The sequence below is a fragment of the Bacillus sp. C1 genome (assembly GCF_054570475.1).
In genome coordinates, this window is sequence record NZ_JBTMZT010000001.1 from 637,590 (window position 1) to 657,664 (window position 20,075).

Sequence of the window (20,075 nt, forward strand, 5' to 3'; positions counted from 1 at the left end):
CTAGTTTTTCAATATTATAGCATAAATAAAAATGGTTTTTATTATATACAAAAAATAATTGTATATATTTTAAATATTAAAGCAATATTGTTACAAAAAACAACTATTTTGTATAATAATGATAGGAATGGATTCTAGAAATTTAATAATGAAAGAGTGAGAAGTGTGAAAGATATATTGAAACAACAATATGCCATTATTGATATTGGCTCAAATACGATGCGATTGGTAATTTACGAAAAACAAAATGGTGGTTTTTATAAGGAAGTTGAAAATACAAAAGTTGTAGCACGTTTAAGAAATTATTTAATAGATGGTGTGCTTATAGAAGAGGGAATGAATATACTGCTACAAACACTACTCCAATTTCAAGAAAGTACAAGGTTTCATGGGTTACATACTGTTCTTTGTGTTGCGACAGCAACAATTAGACAAGCGAAAAACCAAGAAGAAATAAAAAAACTTGTAGAAGGAAAAACTGATTTTGTACTTAGGGTTTTATCTGAATATGAAGAAGCACGTTATGGTTACTTAGCTGTAATGAATTCAACTTCCTTTACTGAAGGAATTACTGTTGACATTGGCGGGGGGAGTACAGAGGTTACCTATTTTCGGGACCGAGAAATGGTGGAATATCACAGCTTTCCTTTTGGAGCGCTTTCTCTGAAACAACAATTTATTCGTAATGAGATACCAACTACAGAAGAACTAGAAGAATTAAGAAGATATTTATGGTATCAATTTCAAACATTACCTTGGTTAAAAGGTAAAAGGCTACCTCTTATCTCCATAGGTGGAAGTGCCCGGAATATGGTGAAGATTCATCAAAATATAATTTCTTATCCGATAGCAGGTTTGCATTTATATAAAATGAAGGAAGAAGATATAAGGGATGTAAGAGAAGAATTGGAACGTCTTTCTTTTACAGAAGTACAGAAACTAGATGGGCTAGCAAAAGATCGGGCTGATACAATTATTCCAGCTGTAGAAGTATTTTATATGTTAACAAATATTATACAAGCCCCGTCATTTGTATTAAGTAGAAAAGGACTACGAGAAGGGGTTTTCTATGAGGAACTTACAAAAAATTTAGGTGTTATTTATTATCCAAATGTGATAGAAGAGAGTTTATACTTATTGTCCTATGAGTATGAAATGGATATGAACTTCGTGGTGCAACTTATTAAGCATGGAACGCTAATTTGTACACAACTTGAAGAGTCTGAAATTATCACTTTTTCAGAAAAAGATTGGAATATATTTTATCAAGCCGCCAAAGTATTTAATATTGGGAAATACATAGATGCGGAAGCAAGCCGTCTGCATACATTCTATTTATTGGCGAATAAGACAATTGATGGCATGATGCATAAAGAGCGTATTAGACTTGCACTTATTGCATCCTATAAGTCGAAAATGTTATTTAAGCAATATTTAGAACCATTTGAAGGATGGTTTGATAAGAGTGAACAAAAAAAGATTCGTTTATTAGGAGCGATTTTACAATTTTCTGCCGCTTTAAATGTGAGGCAAAGAGAACTAATTGAAACGATTCAGGTGAAGAGAAATAAAGAGGGGCTAGTATTTCACATTTTGTGTGAACGATCGGCCTTAGCGGAAAAAGTGCAGGCGGAAAAGCAGAAAAAACAACTTGAAAAAGCATTAAAGATGAATATTCACCTAGTATTTGAGGGGAAAAGCTAAGTTGTACGGATGTCTTTACAAAAAATTTACACTTTAATAAATTGGAATTTGCTACAATAAATGTAACTAAATTATATTGAAAAAGTTTCAAAGGGAAGTGTGAGGGAAAATGGGATTAATGAAGGAAAATACTATAAATTTAAATGCTGTGAATTTAAATGATACTGCATATTATAATAACCGTGAATTAAGCTGGCTCGCTTTTAATGAACGTGTGTTACAAGAGGCACAAGATGAAAGTAATCCACTCTTAGAAAGATTAAAGTTTATAAGTATTTTTAGTTCAAACTTGGATGAATTTTTTATGGTACGTGTTGCGGGATTAAAGGATCAAGTAAAAGCTGGATTCAATCAACCGGAAAATAAGGCTGGATTAACACCAAAACAGCAGCTAAATAAAATTGCCATGAAAGCCCATGAATTAATGACAGTTCAGTATAATACATTTGTAAATACTGTGTTACCGGCACTTGAAGTAGAAGGTGTTGAGCCGTTAGCATTTCAAGATTTAACGAAAGAACAACGTGAATTTATTGAAGAGTATTTTGATGAACAAATTTTCCCGGTTTTAACGCCCGTGGCAATAGATGCCTATCGGCCATTCCCTATGTTGTTAAATAAAAGTTTGAATTTAGCTACTATTCTCTATGATGAAAAGCAAGAAGAGGAAGAAAATCGAACAAAGCTTGGCATTGTTCAAGTTCCATCCTTGCTCGAACGTTTCATTTTTTTACCGAGTGAAGATCAAAAACAGAAATTCATTTTATTAGAAGATGTAATTAGTGGCTTTACTCATAAATTGTTTACAGGATATAAAGTATCCTCTGTTACTCGTTTTCGCATTACACGTAATGCAGATTTAACAATTCATGAAGAGGGTGCACGTGATTTATTAAAAGTAATTGAAAAAGAGTTAAAAAAACGTAAATGGGGAGCGGCTGTTCGTTTAGAAATTGGTAAAGAGCATGTAGATGAAAGAGTATTATCTTTACTGTATGAAGTTTTAGAAGTGAAAGATGAAGATGTATATATGATGGATGGGCCGTTAGACCTAACATGTTTATTTTCTCTATATAAAAAATTAGCGCCTTTATATGAACATCTTGTTTATCCAGCTCTTATACCACAGCCACCTCAAGATTTAGATGATGAGGAAGATGTATTTGAAAAAGCACTGGAGCATGATATTCTATTACATCATCCGTTTGAATCTTTTCAGCCAGTTATTGATTTTGTGCGTGATGCGGCCGATGATCCAAATGTGCTAGCGATAAAACAAACATTATATCGTGTGAGTGGAGGTTCTCCCATTATTCAGGCATTAAAGATTGCAGCTGAAAAAGGAAAACAAGTAACGGTACTTGTTGAATTAAAAGCTCGTTTTGATGAAGAGAATAATGTTCATTGGGCAAAGGAACTTGAACAAGCTGGTTGCCACGTTATTTATGGTGTAAGTCATTTGAAAACGCATAGTAAAATTACGCTTGTTGTACGAAGAAAACATGGGAAAATTGAAAGATTTGTCCACTTAGGAACAGGAAATTATAATGATGCTACTGCAAAACTTTACACGGATTTTGGATATATTACATCTCGCAAAGATTTTGGAGTAGATGCGACAAATTTCTTTAACTACTTAAGTGGTTATACAACAAAACCGCATTTCCACCACTTGTCAGTAGCACCGTTTGATATACGCCATCAATTTATGGAATTGATTGATGAAGAGATTCGCTATCATAAACAGTATGGAAATGGACATATTATCGCAAAGATGAACTCCTTAACAGATAAACCGTTAATCCAAAAATTATATGAGGCATCGCAAGCTGGAGTGAAAGTAGAAGTGATTGTTAGAGGAACGTGCTGTTTGCGGCCTGGTATTAAAAACGTGAGTGAAAATATTCGTGTCATTAGTCTTGTTGGACGTTATTTAGAACATAGCCGTATTTACTATTTTCATCATAATGGAGATGAAAAAATTTACTTATCGTCAGCCGATTGGATGACAAGGAACATGGAAAAGCGGGTGGAAATTTCATTTCCGATTTTAGGATTTGAAATGAAAGCAAGAATAAAAGCAATCTTGCAACTGATTTTAGCAGATAATGTAAAAACACGCGAACAAAATCAAGATGGTGAATACTATTATGTGATAAACAATGGTTCGCAAGAAATCGATAGCCAAGAGAAATTATTTAAGATGGCTTATCAAAATACTGATGCAGAGTAATGTGTAAATTGAGTGAAGATTTGCTTTTATTTTCACAACTGCGATTTATGTATCAAAGAAGTTTAATAAATTGTGAATAAGGAAGCTCATGAATGCAAGATTATAAGAATATGACGAAAAAAGCCTCTTAACAACAAGAGGCTTTTTCTCATAGTTTTTGTTCATATTAATAGTAATACGGTTGGCACGGATTTCCGTAACAAGGAGATGGCGCCGGTGGGTATGGCGGTGGATAGGGGGGATAGTAAGGTGGTCTAGGGCCGAATGCTAATGCTCCGCCAAGTAACCCGCCTGCAATTCCGGCTAAGAATGGAACACCGAAGAACGGTAAGAAACGTGAGTCACTTACTGGGCCAATGGGTCCTGAACGAACTAGATAGGGATGAGGATATGAGTACATGAACAAACCTCCTTTATTGGACTCATTGTTATCATATGGTGAAAAAGCATGGATGAGCGAGTACAAGAAAGGATATATAAGAAAATAGGCAATTGTAAGTTACAAGTGATGCAGAGTGAATATTGTAATTTCAGGTCTAGATAAAAAGCGGAATGGAACGCGTGTTCTTCCAAGGCCGCGATTTACATAAAGGAGTAATTCTTGAATATGATAAAAACCTTCAATGTAATGTTTTGCTAGTGCTGGGGTAACAATTGCCCCTAAAAAGGGAATCTGTACTTGTCCACCATGACTATGACCAGAAAGTTGGAGATCTACGGGGAAGTTTGCAATTTTAGGTGCTACATCAGGTTCATGTACGAGCACAATTGTATATAGATTTTTTTGTACATTGTGTAGAGTTATATCAATTTCTGGTTTTCCAAGGAGCATATCATCAATACCGAAAATAGAAATTTCACTATTATCTAATAAGCGAATCCGTTTTTCGGTATTTTGTAATACTTCAAAACCCGCGTCACCCATAATTTGACGATAGTATTCTGTTCCGTATCCACCATGATCATGGTTTCCGTAGATTGCAAATTTGCCAAAAGGTGCACGAATGTTTCTTAAAATAGAAGAAACAAAAGGAGTTTCACTATATGTTTGGTAGTCATCGATTAAATCACCAGTAAAAAGGACGATATCGGGCGCGAGTTCATTTATTTTTGAAACAATTGTAGTAAGATGTTGGAGAGAAAAATAGTATCCTAAATGTAAATCACTAAATTGAATGATTTTCATACCTTGAAAGTTTTTTGGGATGAGTGAAGAACGAAGTGTGTGATGTGTTAAAGAAAGAAAGTTCGGTTCTATATACTTTGCATAGTAATAACCGAGACCAGCTGTAACACAAGAATAGAGACAAGTGTGTATACTTGTTTTTATAAAGTTTCTTCTCGTTATTTTTTTCATGGGAATATGAGCGGGCCTATATTATCGAAAAGGAAGTTTCTAAAGTATACATGTAATATAGTATAGGTCACTTTGTTCTCCTTTCGGTTTATTTCGTGTGCTAGGATTATATAGTATATACGGATTGAAAAAAAGATAAAAAAACTAACTTTTAGATTAGCACGAGCATTATAAGTAGCGGTCCGACTTTTTTTCTATCTCATGTCAAGAAAAAAGGGGGAACAAGCGTGAATCGCTTTTTTGTTCTTTGTAGCCAAGGATGGTAAAAAGAAAAGTTCAAATAGATGGATATAGATTGTAAGAAAAGTGAGCTTCTTTTTTAAAGATATCAGAAAAATTTAAAAATATAAAGATTTCTATGAAATAAAGTGGTAAAATGAATGTGTATTCATTTTTAGGGAGGGGATAATTTGAAAGAGAAAGTAGCAATCATAACAGGTGGTTCAAGTGGAATGGGAAAGGGAATGGCTGCTCGTTTTGCGAAGGAAGGAGCCCGCGTTGTTATTACAGGGCGTACAGAAGAGAAGCTTGAAGAAGCCAAAAAAGAGATTGAGCAGTTTTCAGGGCAAGTATTAACAGTGCAAATGGATGTCCGAAATATAGAGGATATAAAGCATATGATTGAATATGTGGATGAAAAATTTGGACGTATTGATATTTTAGTAAATAATGCAGCAGGTAATTTTATTTGTCCTGCAGAAGATTTATCAATCAATGGTTGGAACTCGGTTATTAATATTGTATTGAATGGTACTTTTTATTGCAGTCAATCGGTCGGGAAATATTGGATTGAAAAAGGGATCAAAGGAAATATCATTAATATGGTAGCAACGTATGCCTGGGATGCAGGACCTGGTGTTATTCATTCTGCTGCGGCGAAAGCTGGTGTGTTAGCAATGACAAAAACGCTCGCTGTTGAGTGGGGACGTAAATACGGTATTCGCGTCAACGCAATCGCTCCTGGACCAATAGAACGAACAGGTGGTGCGGATAAATTATGGATTTCAAAAGAAGCTGCTAATCGGACACTGCAAAGCGTCCCACTTGGTCGGCTTGGTACACCAGAAGAAATTGCGGGTTTAGCTTTTTATTTATGTTCTGATGAAGCAGCATACATAAATGGAACATGTATGACAATGGATGGTGGACAACATTTGCATCAATATCCGTTTTAAAGGGATTACCCATTAATATGAGGTGAAATGTGTCGGAATTGTGACATGTGAAAGAAAAGGGTTTACAATAGGTTTTTTATAAGGTATATTTAAAATCTCTTTTTTCTTCATAGTAGAATTGCTAATTCCCCTTAGCATTTTACCCCTCTAATCCCTTCAGGAAAACTGAAGGGATTTTTTATTATTTTTCTATACATACCGTGTTATAATTTTTTGAAAAGTAAAGGGAGGGAAACGTTTTGGTAGATGCATTAGATGTGATGAGTAACTTGGATAAAGTCCTTCCTTATTATCAGGCTATCTTTAGTGCTGATGAACATACAGTAATTGGATATGAGGTAGTGGGGCGTATCCAAACGGAAGAAGGGATAGAAAGTCTTTCTTCTTTTTTTCATGATGATTCTATTCCAGGTGAATTCCAACTGGAAGCTGATAATGTCATAGTAGAAAAAGCGTTAGAGCGCTATTTAGAAAAAAAACAAGATTTTTTATTGTTTATACACCGAAATGCAAATGTATTAATGAACGACGAAGATGAGAGTTTGCTGCAGTTATTATTAATGTATGAAAAAAAAGGGCTGAACTTAAGTAATATTGTGTTGGAAATAACGGAACATGAGTGTAAGGAAGATATAGAACAGTTTAATCATTTACTTATGTATTACCGTACATATGGCATTCAAATTTCCATTAATAAAGTAGGGACAGGTACGAGTAATTTAGAACAGATTAGTGTGCTAGCACCTGACATTTTAAAAGTAGACTTAACGAATTTAAGACAAACAGCACTTTTACAATCGTATCAAGATATTTTATATTCTTTGTCGTTGTTAGCGAGAAGGATTGGTGCGACACTATTATATGAAGAAATTGATGCGTTTTACCAGTTGCAATATGCATGGAAAAATGGCGGGAGATACTATCAAGGGAATTATCTAAAAAAGTGTTTGCCAGATTTTATTGAAACAGATATTTTAAAAGAACGTCTTGGCAATGAATGTCATCAATTTATTCAACATGAAAAGAAAAAACTACAAAAGATTTATCAATTAACAGAAACATTGCGTGATCAAGTTGGGAATGTTTTATCTAAGCAGAAAAAGAATGAAGAGATTAATGATTGGCTACTACAGTTTAGTCAACATGTATCGGATTATAGTTTTCGAATTTTTATTTGCAATGAAGATGGTTTTCAGCAATCAGGAAACATTATGAAAAAAGACGGTGAATGGATTGTTATGCCGGAATATTATATGAAGAATTGGAGCTGGCGCCCGTACTTTTTAGAAAATATAATGAAGATGCGATTTGAAAATAAAGCGAGACTTTCTGATTTGTATGCAGATATAGAGACGGGAGAAATGGTACGAACATTTTCTTTCCCAATTGACGATGAACATTTTTTATTTATTGATTTGTCCTATGAGTTTTTATATGAAGAAGATGTTTTATTTTAATGTACGAAGAGATTCGTGCATTTTTTTGTTTGTTTTTATCATAAATTGGTAATAGTGAAAATGATGGTAAAAATGCTGTCTATCATTGTAAAGATTTTACGAACGAAACCGTCCCTTTCTTTGCATAATCATTGTTACAATGAATACTACAAAGACAAGTTCTTTTAAAAGGAAGGTGAAGAAATGAAGAAATATGGAATATGGTTTGTTCTATTCGTATGTGTTGCCTTTCTAGTAGGTTATAGTGTGACAACAGTTTTAGGGAAAGAAGAAGTGAATGTGGACCGGAAAGAAGTGTTTATGACAATTCAAAAGGGATATGAGGCACAATTTTCAATTCGTGGAAAGCACTTGCCGATGAATAAAATGATCGATGTGTTATCGCCGTACTTTACAGATAATTTCCTTCAAGTTTTTACAGATGAAAATAGTAGGAATGATAAGCAGAGTGGTGAATATTTGCTCCCTACGAAAGAAGCGCCTTTTTCATTTCATTCAGCAACAAAAATGTCGTATGATGAAGAACATCGCCTTTTGTATGTATATGAACGGACAAAAAATGAACAATATCAAATTGTAACATTACAACAGGATAAAGGAAAATGGAAAGTAGCGGGATATCATGAGAGTCAGGAAGTTTTAACGGAAATGAAAAAGTTACAAGAGTTAAAAGAATAGGAATAGGCGTGTAGTCGCCTATTCCTATTCTATATTTAGTAACTGTTGTAGCTTCTCAATTTGAAAACCAGCAACAACTTCACCGTCAATGACAACTGTTGGGGTTGAATATGAATCATAGTCATATAAAAGACGATTGCGAGCGGCAGTATCTTTTTTTACGTCGAACTCCTCATATGTTATGTGATTGTGCTTTAAAAATTCTTTGACAATTGCACATGGTGGACAATCTGGTTGCGTATAAACCTCTATTTTTTTCATTATAATTCCTCCTTTTTTCTGCTTTTTATTATATTCTGCAGTTCCAAAAACAGCAATAAGGGAAGAAAAAGATTTCCTTTCTGCTTTTTCCTTCTTTTTTCGACAAATTTTAGTTGAGTTTCTTGCCAATAAGCTTTATCCTAGAGTGTGGAACATTTTTTCTGTTATGACGGATAGAATGAGTATAGCTGTAAAACCTATTGGTAGGAAGATTAGAGAAAGGGGAGATTTCATGTCTCTACTCCAAGGAATTTTAACTCGACTTGTTAGTCTACAAGAACAAGCTGAAAGCGGTGAAGTAGCGCAACGCTATTTTGAAGTGAACGGTGAACGTAAATGTAGCGTGAAATTTTTCGATAAAAGTGAAATGTATGAGTTAGAAGTGTATCAACAAGGCGAAAAGCCACAAGTATATCAATTCGATAACATTGATATGGTTGCAATTGAGATTTACGATATTATTTCTTAATACATACAAAAAAGGTACCGCTTCTCGCGGTACCTTTTTTGTTAACCATAACTTTATCCTTCAAGAAAAAAGATAAGGAATGGAAGGTGGGGTGTGGAGAGAATCATGTATATAATTCTGATGGGAATTTCATTCTGGCATGTTATTTATGAGTGGTAAGGCCTCACTTCAAAATTCAGGGGAATTAAAACTTAGGTGGGGTAGGGAAAAACATACTGATTAAAGTTTCACTTTGCATGTATAAGATTTTTTTGTTCTTCCGACACTGGTATTAAAAGTTTGAAAGGAATGTGAAAGATGGAACGATTGCCGGTTGTTGTCTGCCCAAAATGTCATATGTCATTTGAAATGGATCATGTATTAACAGCTCAGTCTAATCAAAATGTAATTTATACTTGTCCAGCATGTAAGTATTCTATTCGAAATATAGAAACGAGTAAAGGATAATAAAGTCATATTTTATCCTTTTGTCCCATACAATGAGAATACAAAAAAGTCTGTCTAATCGAAGGGACGTGACTATGTGGACGGTGAATCTCAATTTTATAACGTTTCAGAGAGAAATATGGATTTTGAAACAGTATTCTTACGTATTTGTAATTTTATTGAAAGAGATCCATGCAATGTATATCGTCTGTCTATTGGAACAGATTCACAAGTACATCACAGAAATACACGTTTTATTACAGCAGTGCACATTCATCGTGTTGGGAAAGGAGCATGGGGATGCTTAAGGCATAAAGCGGTGGATGAAAAACCACCTACTTTACGCGAAAAAATATATTTAGAAACACAGTTTAGCCAGGAAGTGGCTTGCTTGTTTACACCAGAACATATAAGGCTTATATGGGAGTTATTACATCCATATGCCCAGGAAGGTGCGGGGTTTGTAATGGAAATTCACTTAGATATAGGAAATAATGGACTAACAAAAGAATTTATTTCGGATATGACAATGAAAGTGGAGGCAATGGGGTTAACTGCAAAAATTAAGCCTGATGCTTATACTGCTTTTAGTTATGCAAATCGTTATACGAAATAGAAAACTGAATTTTTTATCTATTAAACTAAATGAATATTTTATATAATAAAGAAAAAGTATAAGGAGAGGAGTATATGCAGAAGAGCGTCACGTTGACAAAAGAAGAACAAAGTTTATTGTTGGATATTTTATTTCGGCAAAACTATGCTAGTGAAATTTTAGCTGTTGAGATCACGGATATTGAAAGTGGTTTAAAAGAAACGGATATTTTTCAATATAGAAGAATTACAAGGTTATTTCATCGATTAAAAAATGAAGGATACTAAGCGCTACCAGAAAGGTAGTCTTTTTTTTTTGTTCTATGGTAAAATGAACTGTGTATCATTATTTTTATAGGAATAAAATTAGGACAAAATAATAATATGAAAACGCTATCATAAGATATGAATAGGAATGAGAAATAAAGTTAAATTTTAGCTGAGGATATGATTCATTTTGAACAGTAAGATCCTCATGAATTGTCTATTGGAGATATCATGTTAGCAGGAAAAAGGGAGAAAAAGTGGGGGATATAATTATGATTAGTATTCCAAAAGAAGAGTTTCAACAAGTGCTGGTTAAAGATTTGATGATTTCATCAGAGAAGGTTGCACATGTCCAAATTGGAAATAGCTTAGAGCATGCTTTACTTGTTCTTGTAAAATCAGGATATTCTGCAATTCCTGTTTTAGACCCTATGTATAAATTACAAGGATTAATAAGTACGGCTATGATTTTAGATGGGATTTTAGGGTTAGAACGTATTGAGTTTGAAAAGCTTGAAAATATGAAGGTTGAGAATGTAATGAAAAAAGACATTCCGAATCTTGGACTTGGAGATTCATTCGCTAAGGCGTTAGAAATGACAATTGATCATCCTTTTATTTGTGCTGTAAACAATGATGGGTATTTCGAAGGGATTTTAACAAGGCGTGCTATTTTGAAATTGTTGAATAGAAAAGTAAGACAGCATAATCGATAAAGAAGGGTAAGCGACTTCGAATAAACAGAGAAGTCGCTTTTTTATCATGCATCTCTTTTATATAAAGGTATTTTGATTCTCCAATATGAAAGCCGCTGTTATGAAGAACAAAAGAGGATCGTGATTTGTTTTTCATTAAGAGGGGACAAGAAAAGGATGGGATTACTTCTATACATGGCCGGATGCTCCTTTCCACGTAAAGATTCGTTGTATTTAGGCAGTTCCATTTTTGCTTATATGTAGAGAGACTTGTGTAAGTATAAAAGGTGGAGAAGTGGTAATTCCCTTCAATCTTCTTGAAAATAAAAATGAAGTATTGCATGTTAAATGAGTATGCAACGTATATATTGAAGTTAGATGGTTACATGTAAGATAAGGAAAGAGGGAGAAAGTTGCAAATTGATGATTTTCAAATGATGGTTGTTTTAGCGCAGGAGTCTAATATGAGAAAAGCTGCGGAGCGCTTATTCGTTTCACAGCCTGCCCTTAGTCAACGATTACAATCAATGGAAAAACAGTGGGGAATGAAATTTTTTATCCGTTCTCAAAAAGGATTGACAATTACACCAGAAGGAGAAAAAGTAGCTAATTATGCGAAAGATATGTTACAAAGAGAAGAGGCAATCAAAAGCGAATTAGCAATCTATCGCACAGAAACATATGGAACATTAAAGATCGCTGTGGCATCTGTAATTGGACAATATTGGTTACCACCTGTTTTAAAGAGGTTTGTCCAAAAATATCCCTTTGTTAAAATTTCTCTTTTTACAGGATGGAGTAGTGAAGTACAAAAGCAATTTTATGAAGGGGATGTCCATGTAGCTATATTACGGGGGAAACAAGAATATAAAGGGTATAAAGAGCAATTGTTTGAGGACGAGCTGTATTTAGTTGATACAGAAATTAAAGATATTTCTATGTTGAAAGATACAAACAGACCGTTTATACAATTTAAAAGCGATTCGACATACTATGGACAAATACAAAATTGGTGGTACGGTTTATTTTCTAATCCTCCGAAACGGACGATTGTAGTTGATCAAATTGAAACGTGTAAGCAGCTTGTATTAAATGGAATTGGTTATGCGCTATTGCCTTCTACTGTTTTAAAAGAAGTAAGAGAAAAGACATATAAAACACCGGTTCAGTTGACGAGAGAAACGTGGTTATTGACAAGTGATTCTGCAAGAAAACTTAAACAAGTACAAGCATTTTTAGATATAATTGAAGAAATTCAAATGAAAAAATAGGATTATTGTCTTGCTAGTAGCTCTTTCGTTTGGTAGAGTAACATTATAAATGGATTTAGGAGGCAACAAGCATGAAAATGATGGATGCGAACGAAATCATTTCGTTTATTCAAAAAAGTGAGAAGAAAACTCCTGTAAAGGTATACATAAAAGGGGATTTAAAAGAAGTAACATTCCCTGAAACAGTACAAGCATTTGTGAATAAAAAAGCTGGTGTTTTATTTGGAGAATGGTCTGAAATTAAGATAGTTATTGAAGAAAATAAAAAATACATTGTAGATTACGTTGTTGAAAATGACCGTCGTAATTCTGCGATTCCAATGCTTGATCTAAAAGGTATTAAAGCTCGTATTGAACCAGGTGCGATTATTCGTGACCAAGTTGAAATTGGTGACAATGCCGTTATTATGATGAATGCAACGATTAATATCGGTGCAGTAATTGGTGAAGGTTCAATGATCGATATGAATGCAGTGCTTGGCGGACGCGCTACAGTAGGTAAAAACTGTCACGTTGGTGCGGGTGCTGTACTTGCAGGTGTTATCGAGCCGCCTTCTGCAAAACCGGTTATCGTTGAAGACGATGTTGTAATTGGTGCAAACGTAGTTGTTCTAGAAGGTGTAACAGTAGGAAAAGGTGCAGTTGTTGCAGCAGGTGCGATTGTAACAGAAGACGTACCACCATATACAGTAGTTGCAGGAACACCAGCCCGTGTTATTAAAGAAATTGATGAGAAGACAAAAGCTAAAACAGAGATTAAACAAGAGCTTCGTCAATTAAACCCAGAAAAATAAAAAAGAAAGCGTAAGGGCAATAGGCTCTTACGCTTTTTATAAATGGCGGTGGAAATATGACAGTTAGTAAATTTGTACAAATTCGTAGAGATTTACATGAAATTCCAGAATTAGGATTTAAGGAATGGAAAACGCAACGATATATTTTAGAGTATATCAATACACTTTCTAAGGGAAATATCGAAGTGAAAACATGGAAAACAGGTGTAATTGTTAAGGTAAGGGGTAGAAATCCAGAGAAAACGATTGGTTATCGCGCAGATATTGATGGTTTACCGATTACTGAGGAAACTGGTTATGAATTCGCTTCTACTCATGAAGGAATGATGCACGCATGTGGCCATGATTTACATACTACTATTGGTTTAGGACTTTTAACTGCTGCTGTAAATGACAGAATAGATGATGATCTTGTCTTTCTATTTCAACCAGCTGAAGAAGGTCCAGGTGGTGCTCTTCCTATGTTAGAAAGTGAAGAGCTAAAGGAATGGAAGCCAGATATGATTTTGGGTCTTCATATCGCACCTGAGTATCCAGTAGGGACAATTGCCACAAAAAAAGGTCTTCTATTTGCAAATACATCAGAATTATATATTGATTTAAAAGGAAAAGGTGGGCATGCAGCATATCCACATACAGCTAATGATATGATTGTTGCAGCGAGCCATCTTGTTACACAACTTCAATCTGTAATTAGTCGCAATGTGAATCCGCTGGATAGTGCGGTTATTACAATTGGTAAAATTACAGGTGGTACAGTTCAAAACATTATTGCTGAAAAATCTCGATTAGAAGGGACGATTCGAACATTATCTGTCGATTCAATGAAACGAGTGAAAAGTCGAATTGAAGCTATTGTTGCAGGGATTGAAGCGGCATTTCAATGTGAGGCTGTCATTGATTATGGCGCCATGTACTATCAAGTATATAATCATGAAGAGTTAACGCAGGAGTTTATGGAGTTTGCATCTAAGCGAACAAATATGAATGTTATTACATGTACCGAGGCGATGACGGGCGAAGATTTTGGATATATGCTTCGTGATATTCCGGGATTTATGTTTTGGCTTGGAGTAGACTCAGAATATGGTTTACACCATGCGAAATTACAACCAAGGGAAGAAGTCATTGAGCAGACTATTTCGTTTTTAAACCAGTATGTAAAGTGGAAAGGGAACAGAAGCTAAGACCTGTTCTTTTTATCCCGCTATTTGCAGGCAGTAAGACTCTTACCTCAATATTCAGTGAATGCAAAGAAGTTAGGTGGGAGTACATCTTTACTGAATAAAGTTGCAGTGTATAATGCATTTTTTTTGTAATTTTAACACAATACTTTATAATGGTAGGGAGGGATGAGTTGTTAGTAAGTTATTTTGTAATAATTATCAAATGAGATTGACTAAAAACGGATTCCTCTTATATAATACAAGAGTAGACAGTATATGATAAAAAATTTACGGAGGTTGATACATATGGCAGAACGTATGGTAGCAAAACAAGCGCCACGCTTTGAAATGGACGCTGTTATGCCAAACAAAGAATTTGGTAAAGTAAGTCTTGAAGAGGTTATGAAACAGGACAAATGGACAGTGCTTTTCTTCTATCCAATGGACTTCACTTTCGTATGTCCAACAGAAATTATCGCACTTTCTGATCGTTATGATGAGTTCGAAGATCTAGATGCAGAAGTAATTGGTGTATCTACAGATACAATCCACACTCACTTAGCTTGGATTAACACTGATCGTACGAAAAACGGTTTAGGTGAACTGAAATACCCTCTAGCTGCTGATACTAACCATGTAGTATCTCGTGACTATGGTGTGTTACTTGAAGAAGAAGGTATTGCACTTCGTGGTTTATTCATCATTAGTCCAGAAGGCGAGTTAATGTACCAAGTTGTACATCACAATAATATCGGTCGTGAAGTTGACGAAGTAATTCGTGTTCTTCAAGCTCTTCAAACTGGTGGACTTTGCCCAGCAAACTGGAAACCAGGTCAAGCAACTTTAAACGTTTAATTCTATTGTAAAATACAGGAGGTCTAACAATATTTTGTTAGGCCTTTCTTTACATATACTAGGAGGGAAAAATAATGAAATTACGTCAGCCAATGCCTTCTTTAGAAGGAGCGACAACAGTATTAAATGGAGAAGTAGTACGTGAATCATTAATTGGCGAAAAGCCAACACTTATTCATTTCTGGTCAGTTAGTTGTCATTTATGTAAAGAAGCAATGCCAGATATTAATAAATTTCGTGATGAATATAAAGAGGATTTAAATGTGGTTGCTGTTCATATGCCACGTTCGGAAGAAGACTTAAACCTTGAACAGGTGGAAGCAGTTGCAAAAGAACACGGAATATCCCAACCTATTTTAGTGGACAATCAACATACGGTTACAGATTCATTTGAAAACCAATATGTACCAGCGTATTATGTGTTTGATAAAAATGGCGTACTTCGTCATTTTCAAGCGGGTGGAAGTGGCATGCAAATGCTAACGAAACGAGTAAATCGCGTGTTAGACGAAGCGCAAAAAGAAGCGGAATAATAGGGGGATTTTCTATTTACATGCCAGAAGGCTTGGTAGTAGAAATTTCTTTTGATCTGGGCAAAAACCTCCTTTTTATTAGGGGGTTTTTGTTTTTATCCGAGTATTTGCTGGTGGTAAAATTTCCACTTCAACATTCTAGGTAGGGCTGATTATAGTTTCACTTTATAAATCGTAAGTTAAGTGAGAGACATTTTTGGTGTAGATGTGAAGGGGAATTTCACAGAATTTGTGAGCGGGAAAGCCCATGTGCTTTAGCTGTGGGAGTGGTCAATGAAAGAAATGAAACTGTATGTTTTAGTTTACTTTTTATATAAAAAATGTGTAAAATCAATGTGATACATAGAAAAAGGGTGGGGAATTAGGTGGAGATTGGAAGCACAATTTTATGTTTCTTTTTATATGCATATGTTATTATCGCAGCCGTTTATTTTGGGATAAGTTTTTATGCATATCGTTTAACGAATAAACGTGAATATGAAGAAACCTATACATGGGTGAAGGGTTATTTATCACCTGTATTAGAGATTATGAATGGATTTGTTCTTTTTTTATTTATTGGTTTAATCGCTTTTTCAACAAGTTTAGTTGGAAATAAGACAACTTTATTTGTAATAGGTGTTATTATTTTTATGCTTTTAGGTATTCGAATAGGAAATACTGTATTTTGGAGTGAAAGGAAAATTGATGGATGGACGGGGATGTTGATTCCAAGCATGTTAGCAGCTATTGTGACAAATATCGAGCATGAATATAATCAGTTCCATTTTTGGTTAATCATCCTGCTAACAATTTTTTCTGTTTTGTATATAAGTACAGTATTTTTAACATATTGTGCAAGTGAAAAAGGAGATGCTAATGGTCTTCGGTTTTTCAGAAGTCGAGCTTTATTTTGGAGCGTCCCAACAATGTTGGTAATTGGAATTATTGCACTTATTGTAAATGGATATAATTTTACAGGGGGGAAAGTATTTTTAGAAACGTGGTGGATTTTTATCGTTTCATTCTGTGCATTTTTAGGGGCAACTCATTATTTATTTCATCAACATCATTATAAATGGGCGCTCTTATTTGCTTTTATACAGCTTCTACTTGCCTTTTTTGGTCAAGAAACATTATTATTTGTGTTTCAAACGTTTAGCTCTTTTGGGAACATTTTTGTTTTTGGTATGCTAGTTTGTATTATTGTGTTTTATTTACAACAGTATTTTTATATACAAAAACAAAAATAAACACACTTGACTAAACTTTTTGCGCATATAAAATATGCTATAATGAAACTAGGTAGGACTTGATGTTATTGGAGGAATTCATGTGAGTGAGAAAGAGAAAGAATTTGCTGTCATTGGACTTGGACGTTTTGGCGGCAGTATTTGTCGTGAATTAGCTCAATTAGGTATGGAAGTAATGGCAATTGACTTAGATGAAGATAAAATTAATGAGTTTGCAAATATTGCTTCCCATGCAGTAATTGCAGATTCAACAGATGAGATGGTCTTAAAAAGTCTCGGTATTCGTAATTTTGACCATGTTGTTGTTGCAATTGGAGATAATTTAAATGCAAGTATTTTAACAACGCTTATTTTGAAAGAATTAGGTGTGAAAAATATTACAGTAAAAGCTCAAAATGATTATCATGAAAAAGTGTTAACGAAAATAGGAGCAGATCATATTGTTCATCCGGAACGTGATATGGGAAAACGGATTGCAAACAATATTGCTTCTAGTAACGTATTGGATTATTTGGAGCTTTCAGATGAACATAGCATTGTAGAAATTATTGCGAATAAAAAGATTGATGGTCACTCACTAATTGAACTGGATATCCGTGCGAAGTTTGGATTGAATATTGTGGCAATAAAGCGAGGGAAAGAAGTTATTGTTTCTCCCCGAGCTACAGAAAATATCCAATCAGGAGATATTTTAATTGTGATTGGTCATGATGATGAAGTGAATCGCTTTAAGCACTTTTTAAGATAAAGTATAAAAAAAGCAATGCTTGTAAGCATTGCTTTTTTTTATATTTCCATAATGATTGGTAAAATCATTGGACGACGTTTTGTTTTTTCATATAAGAATGGTGCCAATGTATCTGTAATCTCATTTTTAATTTCAGACCATTGTGTTGTTTTTCGCTCCATTACTTTCTCAAGATGCGTTGTAATCAATGTTTGGGCATCATTGATTAAATCGCTACTCTCACGCATATAAACAAATCCACGGGAGATAATATCTGGTCCTGCCGCAACTTTAAATTCTTTCATATCAATGCTGACGACTACAATAACAAGTCCTTCTTCAGAAAGAATACGACGATCGCGTAGTACAATGTTACCAATATCCCCAATACCGTTTCCATCAATATACACAGATCCAGATGGAATTTTTCCAGCAACGTTCGCTTCATCTGATCGTAAAGCAAGAACATCACCATTGTCCATAATGAAGCAATTTTCTTCGGGAATGCCACAATCATTTGCTAATTTCATATGCATACGTTGCATGCGGAATTCACCATGAATTGGCATAAAGTATTTCGGTTTAATAAGACGTAGCATTAATTTTTGTTCTTCTTGTCCACCATGTCCGCTTGTGTGAATATTTGAAAGTTTACCATGAATAACATCAGCGCCAGCACGATATAACATATTAATTGTACGGCTTACGCTAACAGTATTACCTGGAATTGGTGAAGAAGAGAAAACAACTGTATCGCCAGGAATAATTTGAATTTGACGGTGTGTCCCATTCGCGATACGAGAAAGGGCTGCCATTGGTTCGCCTTGACTACCTGTACATAAAATAACAACTTTGTTAGCAGGTAATCGATTAATTTGAGATGATTCAATAAATGTATCTTTCGGACAGCGAATATAGCCAAGGTTATGACCAATTTCAATAGCTGCTTCCATACTTCGACCGAATACAGCTACTTTACGATTGTTTTCAACCGCAGCTTCAACAACTTGTTGCAAGCGATGGATATTTGATGCAAAGGTTGCAAAGATAATACGACCTTCCACTTTGCGAAAAATATCTTGGATGCTATCACCGACGCGGCGCTCAGACATAGTGAAGTTAGGCACTTCACTATTGGTGCTATCAGACAGGAGACAAAGTACACCGTCTTTACCGATTTCAGCCATCTTCGTTAAGTCTGCTGGCTCTCCTACTGGTGTGAAATCAAATTTAAAATCTCCTGTATGAACAATTTGTCCTTGCGGTGTTTTCACCACAACACCGTATGAATCGGGAATGCTGTGTGTCGTACGGAAGAACGATACAGACGTCTTTTTGAATTTGATAACATCATCTTCTTGAATTTCGTAAAGTTTTGCTTTTCGAAGTAATCCGTGTTCTTCTAATTTGTTTTTAATTAAAGCAATAGCTAATTTCCCGCCGTAGATGGGAATGTTTACTTGACGTAATAGATAAGGGATACCACCAATATGATCTTCATGACCATGAGTAATAAATAACCCCTTAATTTTATCTTCGTTTCGTACAAAATAAGTGTAATCAGGAATCACATAGTCGATTCCGAGAAGTTCGTCTTCTGGAAACTTAATTCCAGCATCAATTATAATAATTTCATCTTGAAATTGGACAGCGTATGTATTTTTGCCGATTTCACCGAGTCCACCAAGAGCGAAAACGGCTGCCTGATCATTTTTTAGGAATTTCATAAATTATACGATCTCCGTTAAAGTTAAATCAGCATTTTGCTTTTCATATTCAAGATGAGCACCAGTAACAGATTGGACAAACTCAATATTATATGCGAACTTTTGTAATTTTGTACGAACCTCTTTTTCAGATCCTGCTTCTAAATATAAAACCTTTGTATTTTCACGCACTGGAACCTCAGTCATTTTTTCTTGATAAAATACTTTAAAAATCATTGGGAAAACCTCTCCTTGTCTATGTTTTGCATTATCTGTTACCTATTATAAAGCAAATAGTTATGATTTTCATGTTTTTTCGAATGAGAATGAAGAAAAAGCCCGAAATGGGCACGATTTAAGCTATCGTCTTTTTACGGACTAAATCGTTTAAATAGCGTTTTAGCTTTTTCTTCAGCTTCTTCAGCATGATTGCTCCTTCCTTTCCTTATTTGAAACACGCATACTTAATTTCATG

Annotated in this window: 22 protein-coding genes; 17 read left to right on the plus strand and 5 right to left on the minus strand. The window is 34.7% G+C overall.

Annotated features, from left to right (window positions below):
* The first annotated feature begins 165 nt into the window (after nucleotides 1–165).
* Together ACX5JI_RS03445 and ACX5JI_RS03450 are read left to right on the plus strand one after the other, a co-directional pair.
* On the plus strand, nucleotides 166–1,704 hold the full coding sequence (locus ACX5JI_RS03445; RefSeq protein ID WP_459499691.1) for a Ppx/GppA family phosphatase: 1,539 nt from the start codon (nucleotides 166–168) through the stop codon (nucleotides 1,702–1,704).
* A 109-nt stretch (nucleotides 1,705–1,813) separates the two neighbouring features.
* Nucleotides 1,814–3,937 (plus strand): RNA degradosome polyphosphate kinase, encoded by a 2,124-nt coding sequence (locus tag ACX5JI_RS03450; RefSeq protein ID WP_459499693.1) that lies wholly within the window; start codon nucleotides 1,814–1,816, stop codon nucleotides 3,935–3,937.
* Between the two features lie 166 nt (nucleotides 3,938–4,103).
* Here ACX5JI_RS03450 and ACX5JI_RS03455 read toward each other — a convergent pair whose 3' ends face one another.
* Nucleotides 4,104–4,337 (minus strand): hypothetical protein, encoded by a 234-nt coding sequence (locus ACX5JI_RS03455; RefSeq protein ID WP_459499694.1) that lies wholly within the window; start codon nucleotides 4,335–4,337, stop codon nucleotides 4,104–4,106.
* A gap of 99 nt (nucleotides 4,338–4,436) precedes the next feature.
* Nucleotides 4,437–5,294: a metallophosphoesterase gene (locus ACX5JI_RS03460; protein WP_459499695.1), complete on the minus strand. Its 858-nt coding sequence runs from the start codon at nucleotides 5,292–5,294 to the stop codon at nucleotides 4,437–4,439.
* 410 nt (nucleotides 5,295–5,704) lie between these two features.
* Here ACX5JI_RS03460 and fadH point away from each other — a divergent pair, with 410 nt between their 5' ends.
* The 3 genes from fadH to ACX5JI_RS03475 all read left to right on the plus strand — a co-directional run bounded on the left by fadH (nucleotide 5,705) and on the right by ACX5JI_RS03475 (nucleotide 8,604).
* Nucleotides 5,705–6,469, plus strand: a complete 765-nt coding sequence (gene fadH / locus ACX5JI_RS03465) for a 2,4-dienoyl-CoA reductase (protein ID WP_459499696.1) — start codon at nucleotides 5,705–5,707, stop codon at nucleotides 6,467–6,469.
* A gap of 239 nt (nucleotides 6,470–6,708) precedes the next feature.
* A complete protein-coding gene (locus ACX5JI_RS03470) occupies nucleotides 6,709–7,926 on the plus strand; it encodes an EAL domain-containing protein (protein ID WP_459499697.1) in 1,218 nt (405 codons plus the stop codon).
* A 183-nt stretch (nucleotides 7,927–8,109) separates the two neighbouring features.
* Nucleotides 8,110–8,604 (plus strand): DUF3993 domain-containing protein, encoded by a 495-nt coding sequence (locus ACX5JI_RS03475; RefSeq protein WP_459499698.1) that lies wholly within the window; start codon nucleotides 8,110–8,112, stop codon nucleotides 8,602–8,604.
* 24 nt (nucleotides 8,605–8,628) lie between these two features.
* Here the strand turns inward: ACX5JI_RS03475 and ACX5JI_RS03480 are convergent, their stop codons facing one another.
* Nucleotides 8,629–8,865 carry a glutaredoxin family protein gene (locus ACX5JI_RS03480; protein ID WP_459499699.1) on the minus strand — a complete coding sequence of 79 codons (237 nt, stop codon included), beginning with the start codon at nucleotides 8,863–8,865 and terminating at the stop codon, nucleotides 8,629–8,631.
* A gap of 232 nt (nucleotides 8,866–9,097) precedes the next feature.
* Between ACX5JI_RS03480 and ACX5JI_RS03485 the strand changes: the two genes are divergently transcribed.
* The 12 genes from ACX5JI_RS03485 (at nucleotide 9,098) to ACX5JI_RS03540 (ending at nucleotide 17,915) form a co-directional block, all read left to right on the plus strand.
* The gene (locus ACX5JI_RS03485) at nucleotides 9,098–9,334 is read left to right on the plus strand and encodes a YkuJ family protein (RefSeq protein ID WP_000055151.1); all 237 of its coding nucleotides are present in this window, start codon (nucleotides 9,098–9,100) and stop codon (nucleotides 9,332–9,334) included.
* Between the two features lie 297 nt (nucleotides 9,335–9,631).
* Nucleotides 9,632–9,781, plus strand: coding sequence for a hypothetical protein (locus tag ACX5JI_RS03490; RefSeq protein ID WP_459499700.1), 150 nt, complete (start codon nucleotides 9,632–9,634; stop codon nucleotides 9,779–9,781).
* 76 nt (nucleotides 9,782–9,857) lie between these two features.
* Nucleotides 9,858–10,376 carry a ribonuclease H-like YkuK family protein gene (locus ACX5JI_RS03495; RefSeq protein ID WP_459499701.1) on the plus strand — a complete coding sequence of 173 codons (519 nt, stop codon included), beginning with the start codon at nucleotides 9,858–9,860 and terminating at the stop codon, nucleotides 10,374–10,376.
* A 74-nt stretch (nucleotides 10,377–10,450) separates the two neighbouring features.
* Entirely contained in the window at nucleotides 10,451–10,642 is a 192-nt protein-coding gene (gene abbA / locus ACX5JI_RS03500; protein WP_459499702.1) for an antirepressor AbbA, read from the plus strand.
* Nucleotides 10,643–10,893: 251 nt separating this feature from the next.
* A complete protein-coding gene (gene cbpB, locus ACX5JI_RS03505) occupies nucleotides 10,894–11,337 on the plus strand; it encodes a cyclic-di-AMP-binding protein CbpB (protein WP_459499703.1) in 444 nt (147 codons plus the stop codon).
* A 392-nt stretch (nucleotides 11,338–11,729) separates the two neighbouring features.
* Nucleotides 11,730–12,587 carry a transcriptional regulator CcpC gene (gene ccpC / locus ACX5JI_RS03510; RefSeq protein ID WP_459499704.1) on the plus strand — a complete coding sequence of 286 codons (858 nt, stop codon included), beginning with the start codon at nucleotides 11,730–11,732 and terminating at the stop codon, nucleotides 12,585–12,587.
* Between the two features lie 71 nt (nucleotides 12,588–12,658).
* On the plus strand, nucleotides 12,659–13,381 hold the full coding sequence (gene dapD, locus ACX5JI_RS03515; protein WP_459499705.1) for a 2,3,4,5-tetrahydropyridine-2,6-dicarboxylate N-acetyltransferase: 723 nt from the start codon (nucleotides 12,659–12,661) through the stop codon (nucleotides 13,379–13,381).
* Nucleotides 13,382–13,437: 56 nt separating this feature from the next.
* Nucleotides 13,438–14,568: an N-acetyldiaminopimelate deacetylase gene (locus ACX5JI_RS03520; RefSeq protein WP_459499706.1), complete on the plus strand. Its 1,131-nt coding sequence runs from the start codon at nucleotides 13,438–13,440 to the stop codon at nucleotides 14,566–14,568.
* A 285-nt stretch (nucleotides 14,569–14,853) separates the two neighbouring features.
* Nucleotides 14,854–15,402, plus strand: coding sequence for a peroxiredoxin (locus tag ACX5JI_RS03525; RefSeq protein ID WP_003199933.1), 549 nt, complete (start codon nucleotides 14,854–14,856; stop codon nucleotides 15,400–15,402).
* Between the two features lie 74 nt (nucleotides 15,403–15,476).
* Complete coding sequence (locus ACX5JI_RS03530) at nucleotides 15,477–15,935, plus strand: TlpA disulfide reductase family protein (RefSeq protein ID WP_459499707.1); 459 nt, start codon at nucleotides 15,477–15,479, stop codon at nucleotides 15,933–15,935.
* A gap of 365 nt (nucleotides 15,936–16,300) precedes the next feature.
* Entirely contained in the window at nucleotides 16,301–17,167 is an 867-nt protein-coding gene (locus ACX5JI_RS03535; RefSeq protein WP_459499708.1) for a cytochrome C oxidase assembly protein, read from the plus strand.
* Nucleotides 17,168–17,249: 82 nt separating this feature from the next.
* Nucleotides 17,250–17,915 (plus strand): potassium channel family protein, encoded by a 666-nt coding sequence (locus ACX5JI_RS03540; protein WP_289372530.1) that lies wholly within the window; start codon nucleotides 17,250–17,252, stop codon nucleotides 17,913–17,915.
* A gap of 38 nt (nucleotides 17,916–17,953) precedes the next feature.
* Here the strand turns inward: ACX5JI_RS03540 and rnjA are convergent, their stop codons facing one another.
* A complete protein-coding gene (gene rnjA, locus ACX5JI_RS03545; protein ID WP_174099243.1) occupies nucleotides 17,954–19,621 on the minus strand; it encodes a ribonuclease J1 in 1,668 nt (555 codons plus the stop codon).
* Between the two features lie 3 nt (nucleotides 19,622–19,624).
* Nucleotides 19,625–19,837, minus strand: coding sequence for a DNA-dependent RNA polymerase subunit epsilon (locus tag ACX5JI_RS03550; RefSeq protein ID WP_459499709.1), 213 nt, complete (start codon nucleotides 19,835–19,837; stop codon nucleotides 19,625–19,627).
* Between the last annotated feature and the right edge of the window lie 238 nt (nucleotides 19,838–20,075).